At 45.7% G+C, this 18107-nt stretch carries 12 protein-coding genes; 4 read left to right on the top strand and 8 right to left on the bottom strand.

Translation table 11 applies throughout. The annotated features are described in order from the left end of the window. Positions 1–22: 22 nt before the first annotated feature. A complete protein-coding gene (locus OCU60_RS06025) occupies positions 23–499 on the bottom strand; it encodes a LabA-like NYN domain-containing protein (protein WP_074373956.1) in 477 nt (158 codons plus the stop codon). Between the two features lie 763 nt (positions 500–1262). On the opposite strand from OCU60_RS06025, the gene OCU60_RS06020 reads away from it, so the two are divergent. The 4 genes from OCU60_RS06020 to narL are packed head-to-tail and all read left to right on the top strand — an operon-like array spanning position 1263 to position 6310. Next, entirely contained in the window at positions 1263–3476 is a 2214-nt protein-coding gene (locus OCU60_RS06020) for a glycoside hydrolase family 6 protein (protein ID WP_074373712.1), read from the top strand. A gap of 34 nt (positions 3477–3510) precedes the next feature. Beyond that, the gene (locus tag OCU60_RS06015) at positions 3511–3834 is read left to right on the top strand and encodes a hypothetical protein (RefSeq protein ID WP_074373711.1); all 324 of its coding nucleotides are present in this window, start codon (positions 3511–3513) and stop codon (positions 3832–3834) included. A gap of 55 nt (positions 3835–3889) precedes the next feature. Continuing rightward, a complete protein-coding gene (locus tag OCU60_RS06010) occupies positions 3890–5626 on the top strand; it encodes a histidine kinase (protein ID WP_074373710.1) in 1737 nt (578 codons plus the stop codon). 15 nt (positions 5627–5641) lie between these two features. Further along, positions 5642–6310 carry a two-component system response regulator NarL gene (gene narL, locus OCU60_RS06005; RefSeq protein WP_074373709.1) on the top strand — a complete coding sequence of 223 codons (669 nt, stop codon included), beginning with the start codon at positions 5642–5644 and terminating at the stop codon, positions 6308–6310. A 38-nt stretch (positions 6311–6348) separates the two neighbouring features. On the opposite strand, the gene narI is transcribed toward narL, so the two are convergent. The 7 genes from narI to nirB form a co-directional block, all read right to left on the bottom strand. After that, the gene (gene narI / locus OCU60_RS06000) at positions 6349–7026 is read right to left on the bottom strand and encodes a respiratory nitrate reductase subunit gamma (RefSeq protein ID WP_074373708.1); all 678 of its coding nucleotides are present in this window, start codon (positions 7024–7026) and stop codon (positions 6349–6351) included. Further along, positions 7013–7741: a nitrate reductase molybdenum cofactor assembly chaperone gene (narJ, locus tag OCU60_RS05995; RefSeq protein ID WP_205410510.1), complete on the bottom strand. Its 729-nt coding sequence runs from the start codon at positions 7739–7741 to the stop codon at positions 7013–7015. Before narJ ends, narI begins: the two co-directional genes overlap by 14 nt. Then, positions 7738–9264 (bottom strand): nitrate reductase subunit beta, encoded by a 1527-nt coding sequence (narH, locus tag OCU60_RS05990; protein WP_074373707.1) that lies wholly within the window; start codon positions 9262–9264, stop codon positions 7738–7740. Before narH ends, narJ begins: the two co-directional genes overlap by 4 nt. 2 nt (positions 9265–9266) lie before the next feature. Beyond that, positions 9267–13025, bottom strand: a complete 3759-nt coding sequence (locus OCU60_RS05985) for a nitrate reductase subunit alpha (protein WP_074373706.1) — start codon at positions 13023–13025, stop codon at positions 9267–9269. Positions 13026–13105: 80 nt separating this feature from the next. Next, the gene (locus OCU60_RS05980) at positions 13106–14527 is read right to left on the bottom strand and encodes a NarK family nitrate/nitrite MFS transporter (RefSeq protein ID WP_074373705.1); all 1422 of its coding nucleotides are present in this window, start codon (positions 14525–14527) and stop codon (positions 13106–13108) included. Positions 14528–15017: 490 nt separating this feature from the next. After that, complete coding sequence (gene nirD, locus OCU60_RS05975; RefSeq protein ID WP_074373704.1) at positions 15018–15347, bottom strand: nitrite reductase small subunit NirD; 330 nt, start codon at positions 15345–15347, stop codon at positions 15018–15020. Then, positions 15344–17917 (bottom strand): nitrite reductase large subunit NirB, encoded by a 2574-nt coding sequence (nirB, locus tag OCU60_RS05970; RefSeq protein ID WP_074373703.1) that lies wholly within the window; start codon positions 17915–17917, stop codon positions 15344–15346. Before nirB ends, nirD begins: the two co-directional genes overlap by 4 nt. Positions 17918–18107 lie beyond the last annotated feature (190 nt).

Genomic DNA, 18107 nt, shown 5'->3' with positions numbered 1-18107 from the left:
TGAAAGCATCATCCGCTGAGTTTTATGACATCAACAGATCTGCGTCAATCGGAAAATATTGACTGGCCGCTTGCATCAACGTCACTGAGGTCAGCTCCGGGACACCATACACTTCAACCCATTTCTCTTTGTCGCCGGATAATTTTTTCACCAATACATCAAAATCACCATCTCCGGAAACCAGCACGACAATATCGACATCCGCGGCATACTCCATCGCATCGATGGTAATCCCGACATCCCAGTCCCCTTTCGCTGAACCATCAGCCCGTTGAATAAAGGGTTTCAGTTTGACCTCGAAACCGATCGCTCTCAGGATATTCTGAAATTCCTGTTGCTTCGGATCCCCGCGGTCAATCGCATAGGCAATCGCCTTGACCACTTGCCTGTTCTCAGTCGATTTCGCCCATAACTTGTTGTAATTCAGGTGACGTTGATAAGCTTGTCGGGTGGTGTAATACACGTTTTGTACATCAACAAGTAACAGCACTTTCTTCATCTGGATGGCCTTTGATTGCGGGTCGTGTTTCTGGAGGAGCAGTGTAATATGAAACGCAGCGCCAACCCAGAGAAAATCGTTGTGCTTCATTGATAGCGCGACCAAACACCAACATTTGATGAGCCCCACCCGACTGAAAGATACAATGAACTGACTTACTCGTATATTCACATAGTTGCATAAAATGATATTTTGCCATATCTCCCCTCTTATTTAAAAATGTCACAATGACAGATCATAAAAATTAAAACCATCAGTGATCACCATTCCAATTACATATAATATTTACTTACAACACACCCTAAATATTCTCTGGTAATTAAATAAAAAATCAATATAGGGTACGTTGTCTTATAATATTTACCAATTATAAATATCATATTAAAATACAAGACCTTAAATAAACAAAACCAAAAAACATAACAGAAAACAATAAAAAATAAATCAATAAAAATCAAACAGATAAAACAAACCACCAGATAATTAAAATTTTATTTCATTTTAATTTCACATCTAAAAAACACTGACCATTTACTTATTCAACACTCTTTATTTCGCGGATAACCTCACAATAAATAAAATAATTCACATTATTTTACCGCAATTTCTTGACGCTAGAATGAACGCCATCTAGAACCAAATAGTATAAGTATTTGTTGATTTTTTACTCTTATAAATAACATTTTAATCAGTAATCTAAAAAGAAATGCTTAATCAGGAGGATTGAGAAAATATGCATAAAACTAACCGTAGGAGGCTAGAAATGAGAAAAAGGCAGAAACAACTCCGGTTGTTACCGCTGGTGTTTGCACTGGGGGCGGCATTGTCGTCAGTCGGTGCACAAGCTGCATCCTGTTCGTATTCATTAACCAATGAATGGGATGGCGGATTTCAAGGTGCTGTCACCATCACGAATGACGAGAGTGCCGATATTAATGGCTGGCAAATCGGGATGAAATATCCAGCCGGCGTGGCGATTACACAATCTTGGAGTGGCGAACTTTCAGGGAATAACCCCTATTACATTGTGAACAAAGAGTGGAACGGAACCATTAAACAAGGCCAAAGTCTGGCGGTTAACTTCATGGGAAGCCGCAACGCGACCAGTGCTGCGAATGTTGAATTAATGGGTTCAACCTGTACTGGCGGCGACACTCCACCACCCAATAATTTACCTGACGCAGTTGCTGATGCGACACCGGTCTCCGGTATTGCACCACTCGAAGTCAGCTTCAGTGCCAGTGGCTCAAGCGATGCTGACGGAGATGCATTAACCTACGTCTGGGATTTCGGTGATGGTGAAACCGGTACAGGCAAAGATGTCCTGCATACCTACACTGAACCCGGTGAGTACACAGCGAAACTGACTGTCAGTGATGGCACTGGTGTTGATACGGCCAATGTGGTGATCAATGTCACGACCGAATCAGGTAATACCCCACCTGTGGCAGCGATGACTGTGACACCGGCATCCGGACAAGCGCCGTTACTGGTTAACTTTGATGCGTCTGCGTCAACCGATGCGGATAACGATGTTCTCACCTATATCTGGGACTTCGGTGATGGCGCAACCGGTTCAGGTGTCAGCACATCACACACGTATGCCGATCCTGGTAAATATACCGTCTCGTTAATTGTCAGCGACGGCATGGATACCAGCAAAATTGTCAAAACCGTCAATGTTACCGATGATGATGTCCCGCCAACCGTTGAACGAGTGGACAACCCATTCCGTGATGCAACTTGGTATGTCAACCCTGAGTGGTCGGCCAAAGCAGCAGCAGAACCGGGCGGTAGTGCAGTCGCTGACCAAAACACAGGTGTCTGGCTAGATCGCATCGGTGCGATTGAAGGAACAGACAGCAAAATGGGTCTGCGGGCACACTTAGATGAAGCTCTCGAACAAGGCGCGAACTTGTTCACTGTTGTGGTCTATGACTTACCAAACCGTGACTGTAAAGCTCTGGCATCGAATGGTGAGTTGCTCATTTCTAGAGGCGACATCGTTCGCTATAAAAATGAGTTTATCGACCCAATTGCAGAAATCTTTGCCGATCCGAAATATCAGAGCATCCGCATTGCTGCGGTTATCGAGATTGACTCGTTGCCAAACCTCGTCACCAATCTGGACATTCCAAAATGTGCAGAAGCAAATGGCCCTGGTGGCTATCGTGAAGGGATCACTTACGCACTGAATCAGTTCGCGCCAATCAAAAACGTGTATTCATACATTGATGCGGCTCACTCAGGTTGGCTAGGCTGGGATAGTAACTTTGATCCGGCAATTACACTGATTTCCAACGTGATCAAAGGTACCAATGCAAGCTGGGATAGTGTTGCTGGTTTCGTGACCAACACCGCCAACTACAGTCCGTTGGTTGAAACCTATCTTCCAAATCCAAACAAGAATGTCGGCGGCGGCCCGATTCGAAGTGCCGATTTCTATGAATGGAACCCGAACTTTGATGAGAAAGACTATGCGATTGAATTCCGTAAACGGATGATCACCAAAGGGGCACCAACCTCCATCGGGATGTTGATTGATACAGGTCGCAACGGCTGGGGTGGTCCTGACCGACCAACACATGTCAGTTCTTCATCGGATAAGAACACCTATGTCGATGAATCACGGATTGACCGTCGTTATCACCGTGGTAACTGGTGTAACCAACCTAGTGGTATCGGCTACAAACCATGGGCTGACCCTTATGCCGGCGTTGATGCTTTCGTTTGGGTGAAACCACCGGGTGAATCCGATGGTATGTCTGAACCAGACTTCCAGCCTGATCCGGATGACCCAGCGAAGCAATACGATGCAATGTGTGACCCAGACAAAATGAGCACGTCTGCACCACTCCCTACTGGGGCCATGGATAATGCGCCACACGCAGGTCGCTGGTACTCCGAAGGCTTCCAGTATCTGTTAGAAAATGCTTATCCATCGGTTGATCAGCCAGCAGGTCCACCAGCCGAGTAAGGTACGTTATCATTAACCATCTGACCCCCGGACGATGTTTCGGTCAGTCAGATTATCCCCCAACCGCCGGATCTGTCACAGGATCCGGCTTTTTATCCTCATCCATTTTGCAACACCAGCCATTGATGCTATATCGCCAACAAATTCTAAACGCTTTTTCTGTGGTAATGTCAAAGCGGGTGATCACTACCAAGTCACAGCAAATGCGGCCAGTGATACCAAACAGTTGATGCACCTTTGGCATTCAGCCGGCGACTTTGCGAACACTGACTACGCGGCCACATGGATTGCCATTGCGCATGGCGTATCAGCTTCAATGAAGATTAATGTGATATCAGCAGATAACTTTAACCAATAGACCTTATCTTGCATGATACAATCATCCCCTCTGCTTGATTAACATTTGTGTGTCTATGTCGATTAAAAACCTTATGTTTTGGCGTCAGTTCTCTTTTGTAAAAAAGATCAGCATCATTATCCTGTGCCTTGCATCACTCTCGATTACCGGCATGCTGATCAGTGCCAATACCAGTGAGAGCATTCAAGGGAATGCGCATATGATTAATCAAGTCGGTGCGATACGAATGCAAAGCTATCGACTATTAGCCTTAAGCAATGCGTTTCAACCAGCCATTACCGCGGATATATTGGTCCTTGAAAATATGTTAGAAGCTGCTTCTTTTAAGCGCTTTATCAAACATGAAAATTTCGAAAAGCCCTATTTAGATATCGTTCAACTTTGGTACTCAAAAATAAAGCCAACACTATTGAACTCTCAGGACGAAGATGAAAAATTACGCGCGGTACAATCTTTTATCATTCAACTGAACGTTTTAATCTCACAAATAGATAATCATACCGAACATACAATTGCCACCATTTCACAAACGCAGAATATATTTATCACGCTGACTATCATTTTTCTTTTCCTTGCCTTTAAAAGTTTACATAAGCGGTTATTTACCCCGTGGCGAGAGTTACTGACGATTGCCAATGCGATTCGTCATGGTGACTTTGAACAACGGTTCGATTCTCGTCATTATCGGGATGAAATGGCAGTCTTGGGTGAAACATTCAATGACATGTCCGTTGAATTGAAAGTGATGTACGACGACTTAGAAGAAATAGTCCACCAAAAAACATCCGAATTAAAACAGCAAAATGATTATCTGGATTTTCTCTATCGCAGCGGACAACGGTTTAACCGTCATCATTTAAATATCGACACACTATCACCTTTATTTAAAGAGTTAATTTTATTGCTAGATTTGCAAAGCGTGACATTCTGTCCAAGCGATAAGCTGCGTTATTTTATCGACCAACAAATGGATTACCATAGAACCACAAGCGAGCCGCTCAATCGTTCTTCGACGACACACAACTGGCCTGTTGGTGACGACTATCATGAATACGGTACCCTAAAGACAGTTTACCCCTATGACACGTTACCATCAGAAAAACAAAAACTTATCGAAACGTTTTGTGATCTCTTTACACAATACCTTGCGACACTGGTTCAGGAACAGCGGAAACATCAACTCCTTGTGATTGAAGAACGCCATACCATCGCGCGCGAGCTTCACGACTCTATCGCACAATCGCTGTCTTTTTTAAAAATAAAAAGTGGGATTTTGCGGATGCAAAGTGATAATTTCTCCCCGACACAACACACGTTACTTGAAGACATCAGTAAAGAGATTCGTTCGGCTTACCATCAATTAAGAGAATTACTGGTTACATTCAGACTAAAAGTCGATGACTCAGATTTATCAAATGCCATTCAAAATAGTATCGATGAATATAGTGAAAAAATGGGATTTACAATTCAGCTCAATAATCAGTGGCAAGATAACAGTATTACACCACACCACTTTATCCATATATTGCAGATTATCCGTGAAGCATTGAGTAATATTTACAAACACTCAAAAGCAACGGAAGTCACGATTAACTTAACTCAAAATAAAGATAAAATGTGCCACTTGGAGATTATAGATAATGGTGTCGGTATCGAACCACAACAACAGGCAATGGCGAATCATTACGGCTTAACCATCATCGCGGATCGAGTGAAAGCACTTGCCGGTCACTTGACGATTCATTCTACTCCCGATCAGGGAACAGCAATCGCAGTTCATTTCTATCCATAATTTAAGGGAGTCGATATGCATTCAACCAACTCAACGACTGTATCACCAGCAACTGTCATGCTAGTGGATGATCACCCGATGCTCCGGGAGGGACTCAAGCAACTTCTGCAATTGAATCCTCAAATAGACGTTGTCAAAGAGTGTAATAATGGTCAACAAGCCGTCAAACTTGCTCTCGATGACGAACCGGATGTAATTTTACTTGATATTAATATGCCTGATATCGATGGGATCCAAACGCTCAAATTACTCCGCGAAAATAATATCACCAGTCGTATCATCATTTTTACGGTTTCCAATTATGAGGAAGACTTAATCCGAGCTATACAAGCCGGTGCAGATGGCTATTTATTAAAAGATATGGAAGCGGAGGATTTATTACACGCAATTGAACAAATTTGTCTCGGCGAGTTAGTCGTGAGCCCCAAGCTTGCGAATCTGTTGGCGAAACAACTGCGCAATTCTCCCCATCAATCGCAAAGAGAAATCGATACGTTAACCGCACGAGAGTTGGATGTGCTTAAACTACTGGCACAAAGTTTGCCTAATAAGTTAATCGCGCGAAAACTGAATATTGCAGAAACAACCGTAAAAGTGCATGTCAAACATATCCTGAAAAAACTGCAATTGCGCTCTCGTGTTGAAGCAGCAGTCTGGGTTCATCAACAAGGCATTGATCAATAACATCGATGGCTAACGATGTAGCCATCGTATATTCATGGTCAGCGCCGGGCTCTGACCACTTGATAGCGGCGGCTGATATACTCTATCGGCACGCTCCAGATGTGCACCAGACGGCAGAACGGGAACGCAACAAATAAGCTCATGCCAAGCACAATATGGAGTTTAAATATCCATGCGACATCACTTAGATGCTCGGCTGCACCGCCATGAAAATAGACGATTGCTTGCGCCCATTCCATGAACTTCACCATTTCTGAACCGTCCATATGTTGTGCAGAAAATGGAATCGTTAACAATCCTAAACACACTTGAACAACTAATAACCCCAGAATAAAAATATCAGCAAATGATGAAGTGGCTCTGACTCTCGGATTGTACAAACGACGTTTCAGTAACAATGCACCACCAACCAGTGTCATTATCCCAAATGTTCCCCCGCCAAACATGGCGAGTTTTTGTTTCAATGCGATAGACAGAAAACCTTCATAGACCCAATGCGGCGTTAACATCCCGAATGCATGTCCACCAAGGACACCGAGAATACCGATATGGAACAGATTTGAGGCAAGCCGCATCCCTTTGTTGTCCATTAGTTGGCTCGAACCGGCACGCCAGGAATATTGGCCGTAGTCGTAACGCAGCCAGCTTCCGAGTAAAAACACAACAGCCGCGATATAAGGATAGACATCAAATAAAAATTGATTAAGAACGTCCATTATGCTTCTCCCCCAGTTTACTGATATCGAGATATTGCGGTTGAATGGTATGCGCAAAACGTCGTTGGTGTTGCTGAGTGCTGCTGTCACAACACGAACTGTTGTCCATAAATGTGACTTGCTCTTCTTCCCACACTTGATCGAGTGCTTCGACAGTGTCGTCCCGCACCTCTTGAGTGACTTTTTGCACAATTGAGGACACATTCAACCGGACGGCACTGAGAGAGAGCAACAGTGACATCAATGCTGCGTAGTCACTTTCTCTTTGCCGCAATCTTTCTGCCAGCAATGCCAAAATCGGTGCAATATCCTCTAACCCCTGAACGGCATCGTCTAAAGGTAATATCGATAAGTATTCAAGATACATCGGTAAGTAATCGGGTAGCTCTTTAGAATCGAGTTCTAACCCCTTGTTCTGATATTGTGTCATCAGATCGACCATCGCCTGACCACGTTCGCGCGATTGGCCATGCACATGTTCAAACAACAGCAGTGATAATGATCTGCCACGGTCAAAAAGCGCACAATATTGCGCCTGTACATCAAATAATCGCTGCTCGCAATATGAGCGGATCCATTGTTTTAACTCACTTTGTTGCTTAGCGTTTAATTCAGTACATTGATCTGTCGATGAAATCAGCTCGTTATACTGAGACCACAACATTTCTTGCGGGTAATCCAATAAGTGAGCAATGATTCGTAAACTCAGCATCATTTATCCCCCGTGGTTATATCTATTGCATCGATTCTCTGACTATTGAACAGATTAATGCGGTTGTCGCTACCCCCACAACCGTCACCAAAACTGAAACCACAACCATTTGATTCTGCGTAAGCATTATCCGCTTCTTGGCGCATACCGGACGGTACGACAAAGCGATCTTCGTAGTTGGCAATCGCCAGATAACGATACATTTCTTCCACTTGCAATTCAGTCAAACCAACGTCCTCAATCACGGTGGTATCAATGATGCCATCGACGGTCTCGCTGCGCTTATAATGACGCATCGCCATCAAGCGTTTGAGTGCCAGTTGTATCGGTTGAATGTCCCCCGCGGTCAGCAAATTCGCTAAATATTGCAAAGGAATACGCAGCATATCGATATCCGGTAGCCCGTTGCGCAGCGGCAGATATCCTGAATCTGCGGCGGATTGAATCGGCGATAGCGGCGGCACATACCAAACCATGGGTAACGTGCGGTATTCGGGATGTAACGGTAGCGCCAACTGCCATTCCACGGCCATTTTGTATACCGGAGACTGTTGTGCCGCATCTAACACGCTTTGACTGATTCCCTGCTCTTTCGCCTGACGAATCACTTCTGGATCATGCGGGTCAAGGAAAAGACTCAACTGACTTGAGTAGAGATCATGTTCACGTTCAACACTGGCTGCCTCTTGAATTCGATCAGCATCATAAAGCATGACCCCTAAATAACGGATTCTGCCGACACAAGACTCCGAACAAACGGTTGGCATTCCTGCCTCAATACGGGGATAGCAGAAGATGCATTTTTCGGATTTACCACTTTTCCAGTTGAAGTAAATTTTCTTATAAGGACACCCACTAATACACATCCGCCATCCGCGACACTTCTCTTGGTCGATCAGGACAATGCCATCCTCTTCTCGTTTATAAATCGTGCCGCTCGGACAACTGGCAACACAGGCAGGGTTCAGACAATGCTCACATAAACGCGGCAAATAGGTCATGAACGTGTTTTCAAATTCACCATACATCTGCTTTTGTATGTGATGAAAATTGTAGTCATTAGAACGTGTTGCAAACTCTCCGCCTAATGTATCTTCCCAGTTAGGACCCTGAGTGATTTTTTCCATTCTTTGCCCGGTAATCAGCGATCGCGGACGAGCAATGGGCTGATGACGTTGTTTCGGTGCCTTTTGCAGATGCTCATAATCAAAGGTAAACGGTTCATAGTAATCATCGATTTCCGGCATATGCGGATTGTTGAATAACTTCGACAACACCCCGATTTTATTGCCTTGACGCAGAGTAAGCTGACCTTTAATCCCGCGGATCCACCCGCCTTTCCAGCGATCCTGATTTTCCCAGTCCGTTGGGTACCCCACGCCCGGTTTTGTTTCTACATTATTAAACCACGCATATTCTACCCCCTCGCGACTCGTCCAGACATTTTTACAAGTGACAGAACAGGTATGACAGCCAATGCATTTATCTAGGTTGAGAACCATGGCAACTTGCGAACGAATTTTCATCCCTATTTCTCCTGCTGATTGATTGGCTGGGTGGGAACACGATGTGGTGAATGCTCATCATCCAACCAATCGACGCGATTCATCCGCCGAATCACGACAAATTCATCCCGGTTAGAACCGACAGTGCCGTAGTAATTAAATCCATATGCCTGTTGGGCATATCCGCCAATCATATGGGTTGGCTTAGGACAGATACGTGTCACGGAGTTATGAATACCGCCACGCTGCCCTGTCACTTCTGAACCGGGTAGGTTAATGAGCCGCTCTTGTGCGTGATACATCATCACCATCCCTTGCGGCACGCGTTGACTGACAACAGCTCGCGCAGTTAATGCGCCATTGGCGTTGTAGGCTTCAATCCAATCATTGTCTTGGATGTTCAGTGTTTGCGCATCGACTTCGCTGAGCCACACGATCGGGCCACCCCGCGAAAGCGTCAACATGAGTAAGTTGTCACTATAAGTTGAGTGAATGCCCCATTTTTGGTGCGGTGTAATGAAGTTTAAAGCCAGCTCCGGTTGACCGTTATGATGACGCTGCTCGATTTGCTGCACAGCACGGGTGTCAATCGGTGGCCGGTATACAACCAGACTTTCACCAAAATCTCGCATCCATTGATGGTCTTGATAGAGTTGCTGACGCCCGGTCAGTGTTCGCCACGGAATCAGCTCATGTACATTGGTATAACACGCATTGTATGACACATGTTCATCTTCAAGACCTGACCAAGTCGGGCTGGAAATGATCTTGCGTGGCTGAGCCTGAATATCACGAAAACGTATTTTTTCATCCGCTTTGCTCCGCGCTAAATGAGTATGATCCCGCCCTGTCACCTGACTTAACGCCTGCCATGCTTTGACCGCAACTTCACCATTGGTTTCAGGAGCAAGCGTGAGGATCATTTCTGCGGCATCAATCGCAGACACCAGTTTGGGTCGCCCTTTGGTCGCCCCGGATGGATGGACTTGATTTAATTGTTTGAGTAACGCTAATTCTGATTCGGTATTCCAAGAGATCCCTTTACCACCGTTACCTAATTCTTCAAGCTTCGGACCAATGGAAGAGAAACGGGCAGCAGTGTTGGGGTAATCACGCTCCACCGGAATAATTTTGGGCGCAGTTTTACCCGGAATCAGTTCACATTCACCATGACGCCAGTCTTTACCGCCAAATGCCTGAGCAATTTCACTGTCACTATCATGTTGATTCGCTAATGTGACAATATCGGTTTCAACCCCCAAATGCCCCGGACAAACTTGCGAGAAACTTTTGGCAATATCGCGATAAATATCCCAGTCTGATTTTGCCTCCCATGCGGGGTCAACAGCCTGAGAAAACGGATGAATGAATGGGTGCATGTCCGATGTATTCATGTCATTTTTTTCATACCATGTTGCTGTCGGTAACACGATATCGGAATACAAACAGGTACTCGACATTCTAAAATCTAAGGTCACCACTAAATCCAGTTTTCCTTCCGTCGATTGGTCTTCCCAATCCAGCTCTTGGGGTTTGGTCTTGGCGTAACTGCCTAAATCTTTCCCTTGAATGCCATGCTCTGTGCCTAACAGGTATTTCAACATGTACTCATGTCCTTTGCCTGATGACCCTAACAAGTTACTCCGCCAGATAAACATGTTGCGCGGATAATGTTGCTCCGGTTGCTCACAGGCAAACCGAATCGAGCCATTCTTTAACGCTGCAACTGTATAATCCACCGGATCCATATTTTGCTGCTTGGCTGTTTTGGCAATGGTTAATGGATTGACATTGAGTTGCGGGGCCGATGGTAACCACCCCATTCGTTCAGCTTTAATATTTAGATCAATGAGATGAGCGCTATAACGCTCTTTTTTCGCCAATGGGGACAATAGCGCATCGGTTTGCACGGTTTCATAGCGCCATTGACTCGAATGGTTATAAAAATAGGACGTGGTATTCATTTGGCGTGGGGGGCGTTGCCAGTCTAAGGCAAAACTAAGCGGTAACCATCCCGTTTGCGGGCGCAGTTTTTCTTGTCCGACATAGTGAGACCAGCCACCACCGCTTTGACCAACACAGCCACAAAAGACCAGCATATTGATCATCGCCCGATACGACATATCCATGTGATACCAGTGATTCACTCCGGCACCGACAATGATCATCGAACGGCCTCGCGTTTTTTCTGCATTGTGCGCAAACTCTCGTGCGATTTGAATAATACGGTGGCGTTCAACCCCCGTAATCGCTTCAGCCCATGCAGGAGAGTAGGCTTTCACATCATCGTAAGATGTTGCGCTAGACGCATCGTCCAACCCACGATCAACCCCATAGTTTGCCAACATGAGATCATAAACCGTCGTGACTTTGGCGATCTTGCCATTGGCTAATGTGACTGATTTAACGGGTAAGGAATGCTCAATAATGTCGGACAATGGCACAGAGTCAAAATGTGCAGATTCAATACCACCGAAATAAGGAAACTGAACACAGGCGTATTCATCAACATGGGGAATCCCCAGCGCCAAAGTTGTTTCTTGTTGGTGTTCGCCAACCACGGATTCTAAATTCCAACGCCCTTTTTCACCCCAGCGAAACCCAATCGAGCCCTGAGGTACAACCATTTGGTTGGTCGTGCTATCAATCGCGATAGTTTTCCATTCTGGATTGTTATGCTCCCCTAAATCATCGACCAGATCTGCGGCGCGTAAAAAGCGCCCGGCAGTGTACGAACCGGACTGGGTTTCTTCCAGCATCACCAGCATAGGCATATCTGAATAACGCCGTAGATATTCTTGGAAATATTCAACTTTTCGCTGCTGATGGCACTCGGTTAAAATCACATGACCCATTGCCAGTGCCAGTGCACTATCTGTGCCCTGTTTCGGATGAAGCCATTCATCACTCAACTTGGCGACTTCTGAATAATCCGGGCTCACGGCAACTGTTTTTGTCCCTTTGTAACGCACCTCGGTAAAGAAATGTGCATCTGGTGTGCGTGTTTGAGGAACATTCGACCCCCATGCCATGATATAGCCTGAGTTGTACCAATCCGCTGATTCCGGTACATCGGTCTGCTCTCCCCAAGTCATCGGAGATGCCGGCGGTAAATCACAATACCAGTCGTAGAAACTTAAGGTGGTTCCGCCAATCAATGATAAATAGCGCGCTCCGGAAGAATAGGACACCATCGACATGGCAGGAATCGGAGAAAACCCGACAATTCGATCAGGCCCATGCGTTTTGGTGGTGTAAACGTTTGCTGCCGCGATCAATTCGTTCAGCTCTTGCCAAGTTGAACGAATCATGCCGCCACGACCCCGGGCTTTCTTATAAAGTTCAGTTTGCTGTTTATCTTCAACAATCGATGCCCATGCATCGACAGGATCAGCATGCTTCGTTTTTGCCTGACGCCATAGCTCTAACAGTTCTTGACGTATCATGGGATACTTGACCCGATTGGCACTATAGAGATACCACGAATAACTGGCGCCACGCGGACACCCCCGCGGCTCATGATTGGGCATATCCGGGCGAGTACGGGGATAATCAGTTTGCTGCATTTCCCATGTTACTAACCCATTTTTCACAAAAATCTGCCAACTACACGATCCAGTGCAATTGACACCGTGAGTTGAACGGACAACCTTGTCGTGCTGCCACCGATTGCGATAAGCATGTTCCCAGTCACGATTGACGTCATATGACTGCCCATGCCCATCTGAAAAAGTTTCGCCTCGCTGTTTAAAATAACGGAAACGGTCCAGAAATTTACTCATTGAGCTTTCTCCTTTGCTTTCGATAGCTTGACGCTATCTCACATTGCGGTTTGGTCATTGCTTATTGGTATAGGGAGTCATTAAACTTTTGCTGCGGTCTTTTTCGTTGCTAATCGGTCAAGATTCCGGCCATAAACAAACCAAGTCATGAACACGCAACACACATAAAAAACCAAAAAGACTTTCATCGCCGTGAGAGGCGAACCGGTTAATGACAGCGAAAGACCAAACCCTCTTGGAATAAAGAATCCACCGATGGCGCCAATCGCTGAGATAAATCCCAAAGCGGCAGCCGTATCGGTAGAGGCTTTTCTGAGCGCAACATCTGGCGCCGCACCTTGCAAGGTTGCTTTATCTGTAGATATTTTGCGGAAAATCACCGCAATCATTTGGAAAGTAGACCCACTGCCTAATCCAGACGCGGCAAATAAGCCCATGAACATGGCAAAGAACAGATAGAATGAGCCTTGACTGGAGGCTGATGGCAGTGTGAAAAAAATCGCTCCCGTTAATAACCCCATGGCAATAAAGTTGATGAGCGTGACCCGAATGCCGCCTAACCGATCAGAAAGCGTCCCCCCTAAAGGACGGGCAAGCGCGCCAATCAAAGGACCAAAGAACATATAAGATAAGATGTCATGTGCCGGAAACTGGGTTTTAGAGAGCATGGAAAAACCAGCAGAGAACCCAATGAATGACCCGAATGTCGCCAAGTAGAGGATACTTAGTCCCCAGAGGTGTGGCTCTTTCAACACGGGTAATTGTGCTTTGATTGATGTTTGCGCAGTTTTCAGATCATTCATCCCAAACCATGCAACCAAAGATAACAGGCACAGGAAAGGAACCCAGATCAACGCAGCATTGGCAAGATAAAGCACCTTCCCGGAAGGCTGAATCACACCAGAAGAAAAACCGCCGAAGAGACCAACCGACACCACCAGCGGGACAACTAACTGCATCACACTCACACCGAGGTTGCCCAGCCCGCCGTTTAATCCAAGCGCTTTCCCCTGTTGCGCTTTCGGGTAAAAAAAGCTGATATTCGCCATACTTGACGCAAAATTAGCACCGGCGATACCGCAGAGCAGAGCAATCAAGACGAATTGTTCGAATGGGGTATCCGGATGCTCAACGGCATAAGCCAGCCATAAGCATGGAATCGTTAGAATTAACGTACTGAATACCGTCCACTTCCGTCCGCCGACAACCGGGACAATGAATGAATAAGGAATACGGCCAATCGCCCCCGATACAGCAGGTAAGGCTGTTAATAAAAACAGTTGGTCCGTTGAAAAATGAAAACCGACTTGATTGAGGTTGACCGCAACGGCAGAAAATAGCATCCACACACAAAATGAGAGTAATAAGCAGGGAATGGATATCCATAAATTTCGATTCGCAATGTTTTTGCCACTTTCAGCCCAAAATTGAGGATCTTCCGGATGCCATTGCGTGAGCATTTTCGATTTCACATCACAAGCGTTAGAGTTGGCATGAGACATGTTTACGTCCTTCATATTGATGAATAGGTGTTCACTTTTACCGATTTACGCAGATGTGCTTGTTGACCGACATCAATATCAAATAGGGACTTTATCAATAGAAAAGAGGGGCATACTCCCAAAGAAGTAGAATGAAAAACAAATAAAAACAATATTTAACAGCAAGTTAAATAACCATGCGATTAGTGTGGTGTAAATATCCCGCATCATGACTATTTAGGGGTACGCGTGCTCATCACGCATCATATGTCCGAAAAATCCGTAGCACCTCGTTATTTTTTAGTGGCCGGAGATACAGCCGACTCACCTGATTTGGCTGATTTGCAACATACTCACTGACCAGCATAATGTTCAGCGCTGAGAACTCGTCACGCACAATAAATAACAGCGACATTCAGTGTGAGGGGGAGAAGAAAAATTGCAGAGAAATTTATATTGAAATGCCAATCAGATACAGCATCCGAGAGGCTGTATCTGATGCAGATTGATATCAGGTTGCGACTATCTCAATGGTATGGTCAACAACACGGACAGAATAAGCGCGAATATTAAATTGTTCATCTTCCAAACAGCGGCCATCGCTGAGGTTAAAACGCTGCTTTTTCACCGGACTTGCCACCCAGAGCTCTGCATGGTGTTCACATATAATGCCACGGGATAATACGTTGGCTTGTGCAATCGGATCATAATTATCAACCGCAAATATCTGTTCATCCGTATAGGGACGAAATAGCGCCACTTGGGTTTGATTGACTAAAGCACAGACCCCAGTCCCGGGAATAATATCATTTACATTACACAGTTGCTGCCATTGGCTCATGACTCAACCTCCCGTTCAATATGTAAAATTTCACCCTTGATCTGTGGATGTTTCTCCAGATAAGTTGCAGGGCGGTGTTGCTGACGTTGTGACACAAACTGAACATTATCATCACGTAAATCACTATTAATGAAATGAGAGAATCGTTTTAATGAATGCGGATCATCAAGCGTCTGTTGCCATTCACAACGATAATTCTCAATCAGTCGCCTGATATCAGCTTCGAGTTGTGGGTTGATACCCAGTTTGTCATCAATGATGACCGCTTGCAGATATTCGATGCCACCTTCAAGATTATCCAGCCAGACAGAGGTGCGCTGTTGTTTGTCCGCGGTCCGAATATAAAACATCATAAAACGGTCAATATATTTGAATAAGGTTGGCTCATCTAAACCTGCTGCGAACAAATCTGCGTGTCTCGGCTTCATACCGCCGTTACCACAGACGTACATATTCCAGCCGGCATCGGTGGCAATAATCCCGAGATCTTTTCCCTGTGCTTCCGCGCACTCCCGAGTACAGCCAGAAACCCCCATTTTCATTTTATGTGGCGTCCGGATGCCCTTATAGCGATTTTCAATCCGTACCCCGAGTCCAAGACTGTCTTTAACACCGAAACGACACCAGGTACTACCGACACAACTTTTTACCATCCGTAACGATTTTGCGTACGCCTGACCAGTTTCAAACCCTGCTGCAATCAATCCTTGCCATATCGCCGGAAGATCATCTTTTTGCGCACCGAATAATGCGATACGCTGCGCACCGGTTATTTTCGTATAAAGGCCATATTGTTGAGCGACCGTTGCTAATGCTGCTAATCCCTGCGGTGTCACTTCACCTCCCGGCATTCTTGGAATGACCGAATAGGTGCCGTCTTTTTGCATATTGCCGAGAAAGTTGTCGTTGGTGTCATGTAACCCAACCAATTGAGGGTTTAAAATATGCTCCCCCCAACAAGACGCGAGAATAGACCCCACCGTCGGTTTACAGATCTCACACCCATAGCCACGACCATAAGTTTTGATTAATGCATCAAACGTTGTGATTTCGTGTGTTCTGATGAGGTGGAACAACTCCTGCCGTGAGTATGCAAAATGTTCACACAGATGATGGTTCACCGCCACACCCGCTTTTTTCAACGCAACATTGAGCACTGAACTGACTAGCGGAAGACATCCCCCACAACCATTACCGGCATTTGTGGCCGCCTTCACTTCAGCCAAAGTATGGCAGCCCTCGCCAACCGCCTTGACGATTTGACCTTTCGTCACATCAAAACACGAGCAAATGACAGCCGAATCCGGCAGAGAGTCCGGGCCGAGAACCGGCTTTTTGGCCCCGGCATAAGCAGGCAGAATTAAGGTATCAGGATACTTCGGCAATTCGATATGATTCAGTTTGAGTTGTAGCAGATGGTCATAATCAGCGGTATCACCCACCAATACCGCACCCAGTAAGTATTTTTCATCATGCGATACAATCACACGTTTATAAATACCCTCAGCCTCGTTGAGATACACATAACTTTTACTGCCCGGAGTATCACCGTTTGCATCACCGATACTCCCGACATCGACCCCCAATAACTTCAATTTGGCACTCATATCGGCGCCCTCAAACTGACTCTTTTCTCCCAATAAGTGGTCAACGGCGACAGTCGCCATTTTATAACCCGGGGCGACGAGTCCAAAGAAATGTCCCTGCCATGAAGCACATTCGCCAATCGCATAAATATTTGAGTTTGAGGTCTGGCAATGATCATTAATCACGACACCACCGCGTGGCGCGACGGCCAGTCCGGCTTCTTTTGCCACACGGTCTTGCGGCCTGATACCGGTTGAGAAGACAATAAAATCAACGTCTAACGCTGTACCATCAGCAAAATTGAGCGTGTGACGCGCTGACGTGCCCGAATCGACAATTTCGCGTGTATTTTTACCGGTATGAACCTGAACACCAATCCTTGCTATTTTTTGCCGAAGTAGTTCGCCGCCCTGTTTATCCAGTTGTTCCGCCATTAACACCGGCGCAAACTCCACGACGTGGGTTTCAACACCCAATGCTTTTAATGCGCCTGCGGCTTCAAGGCCAAGCAGCCCCCCGCCAATCACAGCACCTTTTTTACTGTGGCCTGCACAAGCTTTGATCGCATCGAGATCATCGATTGTCCGATAAACAAAACAATCGGGGTTATCAGCACCTTGAATGGGCGGCACCCAAGGATAGGATCCGGTCGCAAGAATTAACGTGTCAAAAGCAATTTGTTTCCCGCTCTCAGCAACGACAAATTGCTTTTCACAATCAATCTTTACCGCCCGATCCCCCAACAATACCTGAACGTGATTCTCACGATAAAAACCCGGTGAGACCAACGTTAATGCATCTGAACTGTCATTTCCAAAGTAAGAAGACAAGTGAACACGGTCATAAGCAAGCCGCCGTTCTTCACTCAGAACCGTTATCTCGATATTCTCCGCACCCGCACCATCTCTGTTTATCAGGTCTTCAATCAATCGATGCCCGACCATCCCATTCCCAACGACCACCAATTTTTTCTTTTGCTGCATCAATATACTCTGCCTGTAATACGTCACTTATCGCCAGAGTCTAATGAAATCAATCCGGTCATTTTTTGATATAAAACAAGATTGGTATTCAGCTACTCCTAAGGGAGTAGCCTGTCAGAAAGCGGATTTTATACCTTTATTCGTTGTTATTTTTGAATAAAACGATGGTAAGGCCCCGCCTCTTTTGGTA

The sequence above is a fragment of the Vibrio spartinae genome (assembly GCF_024347135.1).
In the GTDB taxonomy this organism is placed as follows: Bacteria; Pseudomonadota; Gammaproteobacteria; order Enterobacterales; family Vibrionaceae; genus Vibrio; species Vibrio spartinae.
Note: the sequence above shows the minus strand (reverse complement) of the source record. Positions and strands in the feature narration are given on the sequence as shown.

Excerpts from the sequence above, each read along its gene's own strand:
- OCU60_RS06025 (WP_074373956.1), bottom strand. The coding sequence starts at position 499 with ATGAAGAAAGTGCTGTTACTTGTTGATGTACAAAACGTGTATTACACC.
- OCU60_RS06020 (WP_074373712.1), top strand. The coding sequence starts at position 1,263 with ATGAGAAAAAGGCAGAAACAACTCCGGTTGTTACCGCTGGTGTTTGCA.
- nirD (WP_074373704.1), bottom strand. The coding sequence starts at position 15,347 with ATGAGCCAATGGCAGCAACTGTGTAATGTAAATGATATTATTCCCGGG.
- narH (WP_074373707.1), bottom strand. The coding sequence starts at position 9,264 with ATGAAAATTCGTTCGCAAGTTGCCATGGTTCTCAACCTAGATAAATGC.
- OCU60_RS05980 (WP_074373705.1), bottom strand. The coding sequence starts at position 14,527 with ATGTCTCATGCCAACTCTAACGCTTGTGATGTGAAATCGAAAATGCTC.
- nirB (WP_074373703.1), bottom strand. The coding sequence starts at position 17,917 with ATGCAGCAAAAGAAAAAATTGGTGGTCGTTGGGAATGGGATGGTCGGG.
- narI (WP_074373708.1), bottom strand. The coding sequence starts at position 7,026 with ATGGACGTTCTTAATCAATTTTTATTTGATGTCTATCCTTATATCGCG.
- OCU60_RS05985 (WP_074373706.1), bottom strand. The coding sequence starts at position 13,025 with ATGAGTAAATTTCTGGACCGTTTCCGTTATTTTAAACAGCGAGGCGAA.
- OCU60_RS06010 (WP_074373710.1), top strand. The coding sequence starts at position 3,890 with ATGTCGATTAAAAACCTTATGTTTTGGCGTCAGTTCTCTTTTGTAAAA.
- narL (WP_074373709.1), top strand. The coding sequence starts at position 5,642 with ATGCATTCAACCAACTCAACGACTGTATCACCAGCAACTGTCATGCTA.
- OCU60_RS06015 (WP_074373711.1), top strand. The coding sequence starts at position 3,511 with ATGTTTCGGTCAGTCAGATTATCCCCCAACCGCCGGATCTGTCACAGG.
- narJ (WP_205410510.1), bottom strand. The coding sequence starts at position 7,741 with ATGATGCTGAGTTTACGAATCATTGCTCACTTATTGGATTACCCGCAA.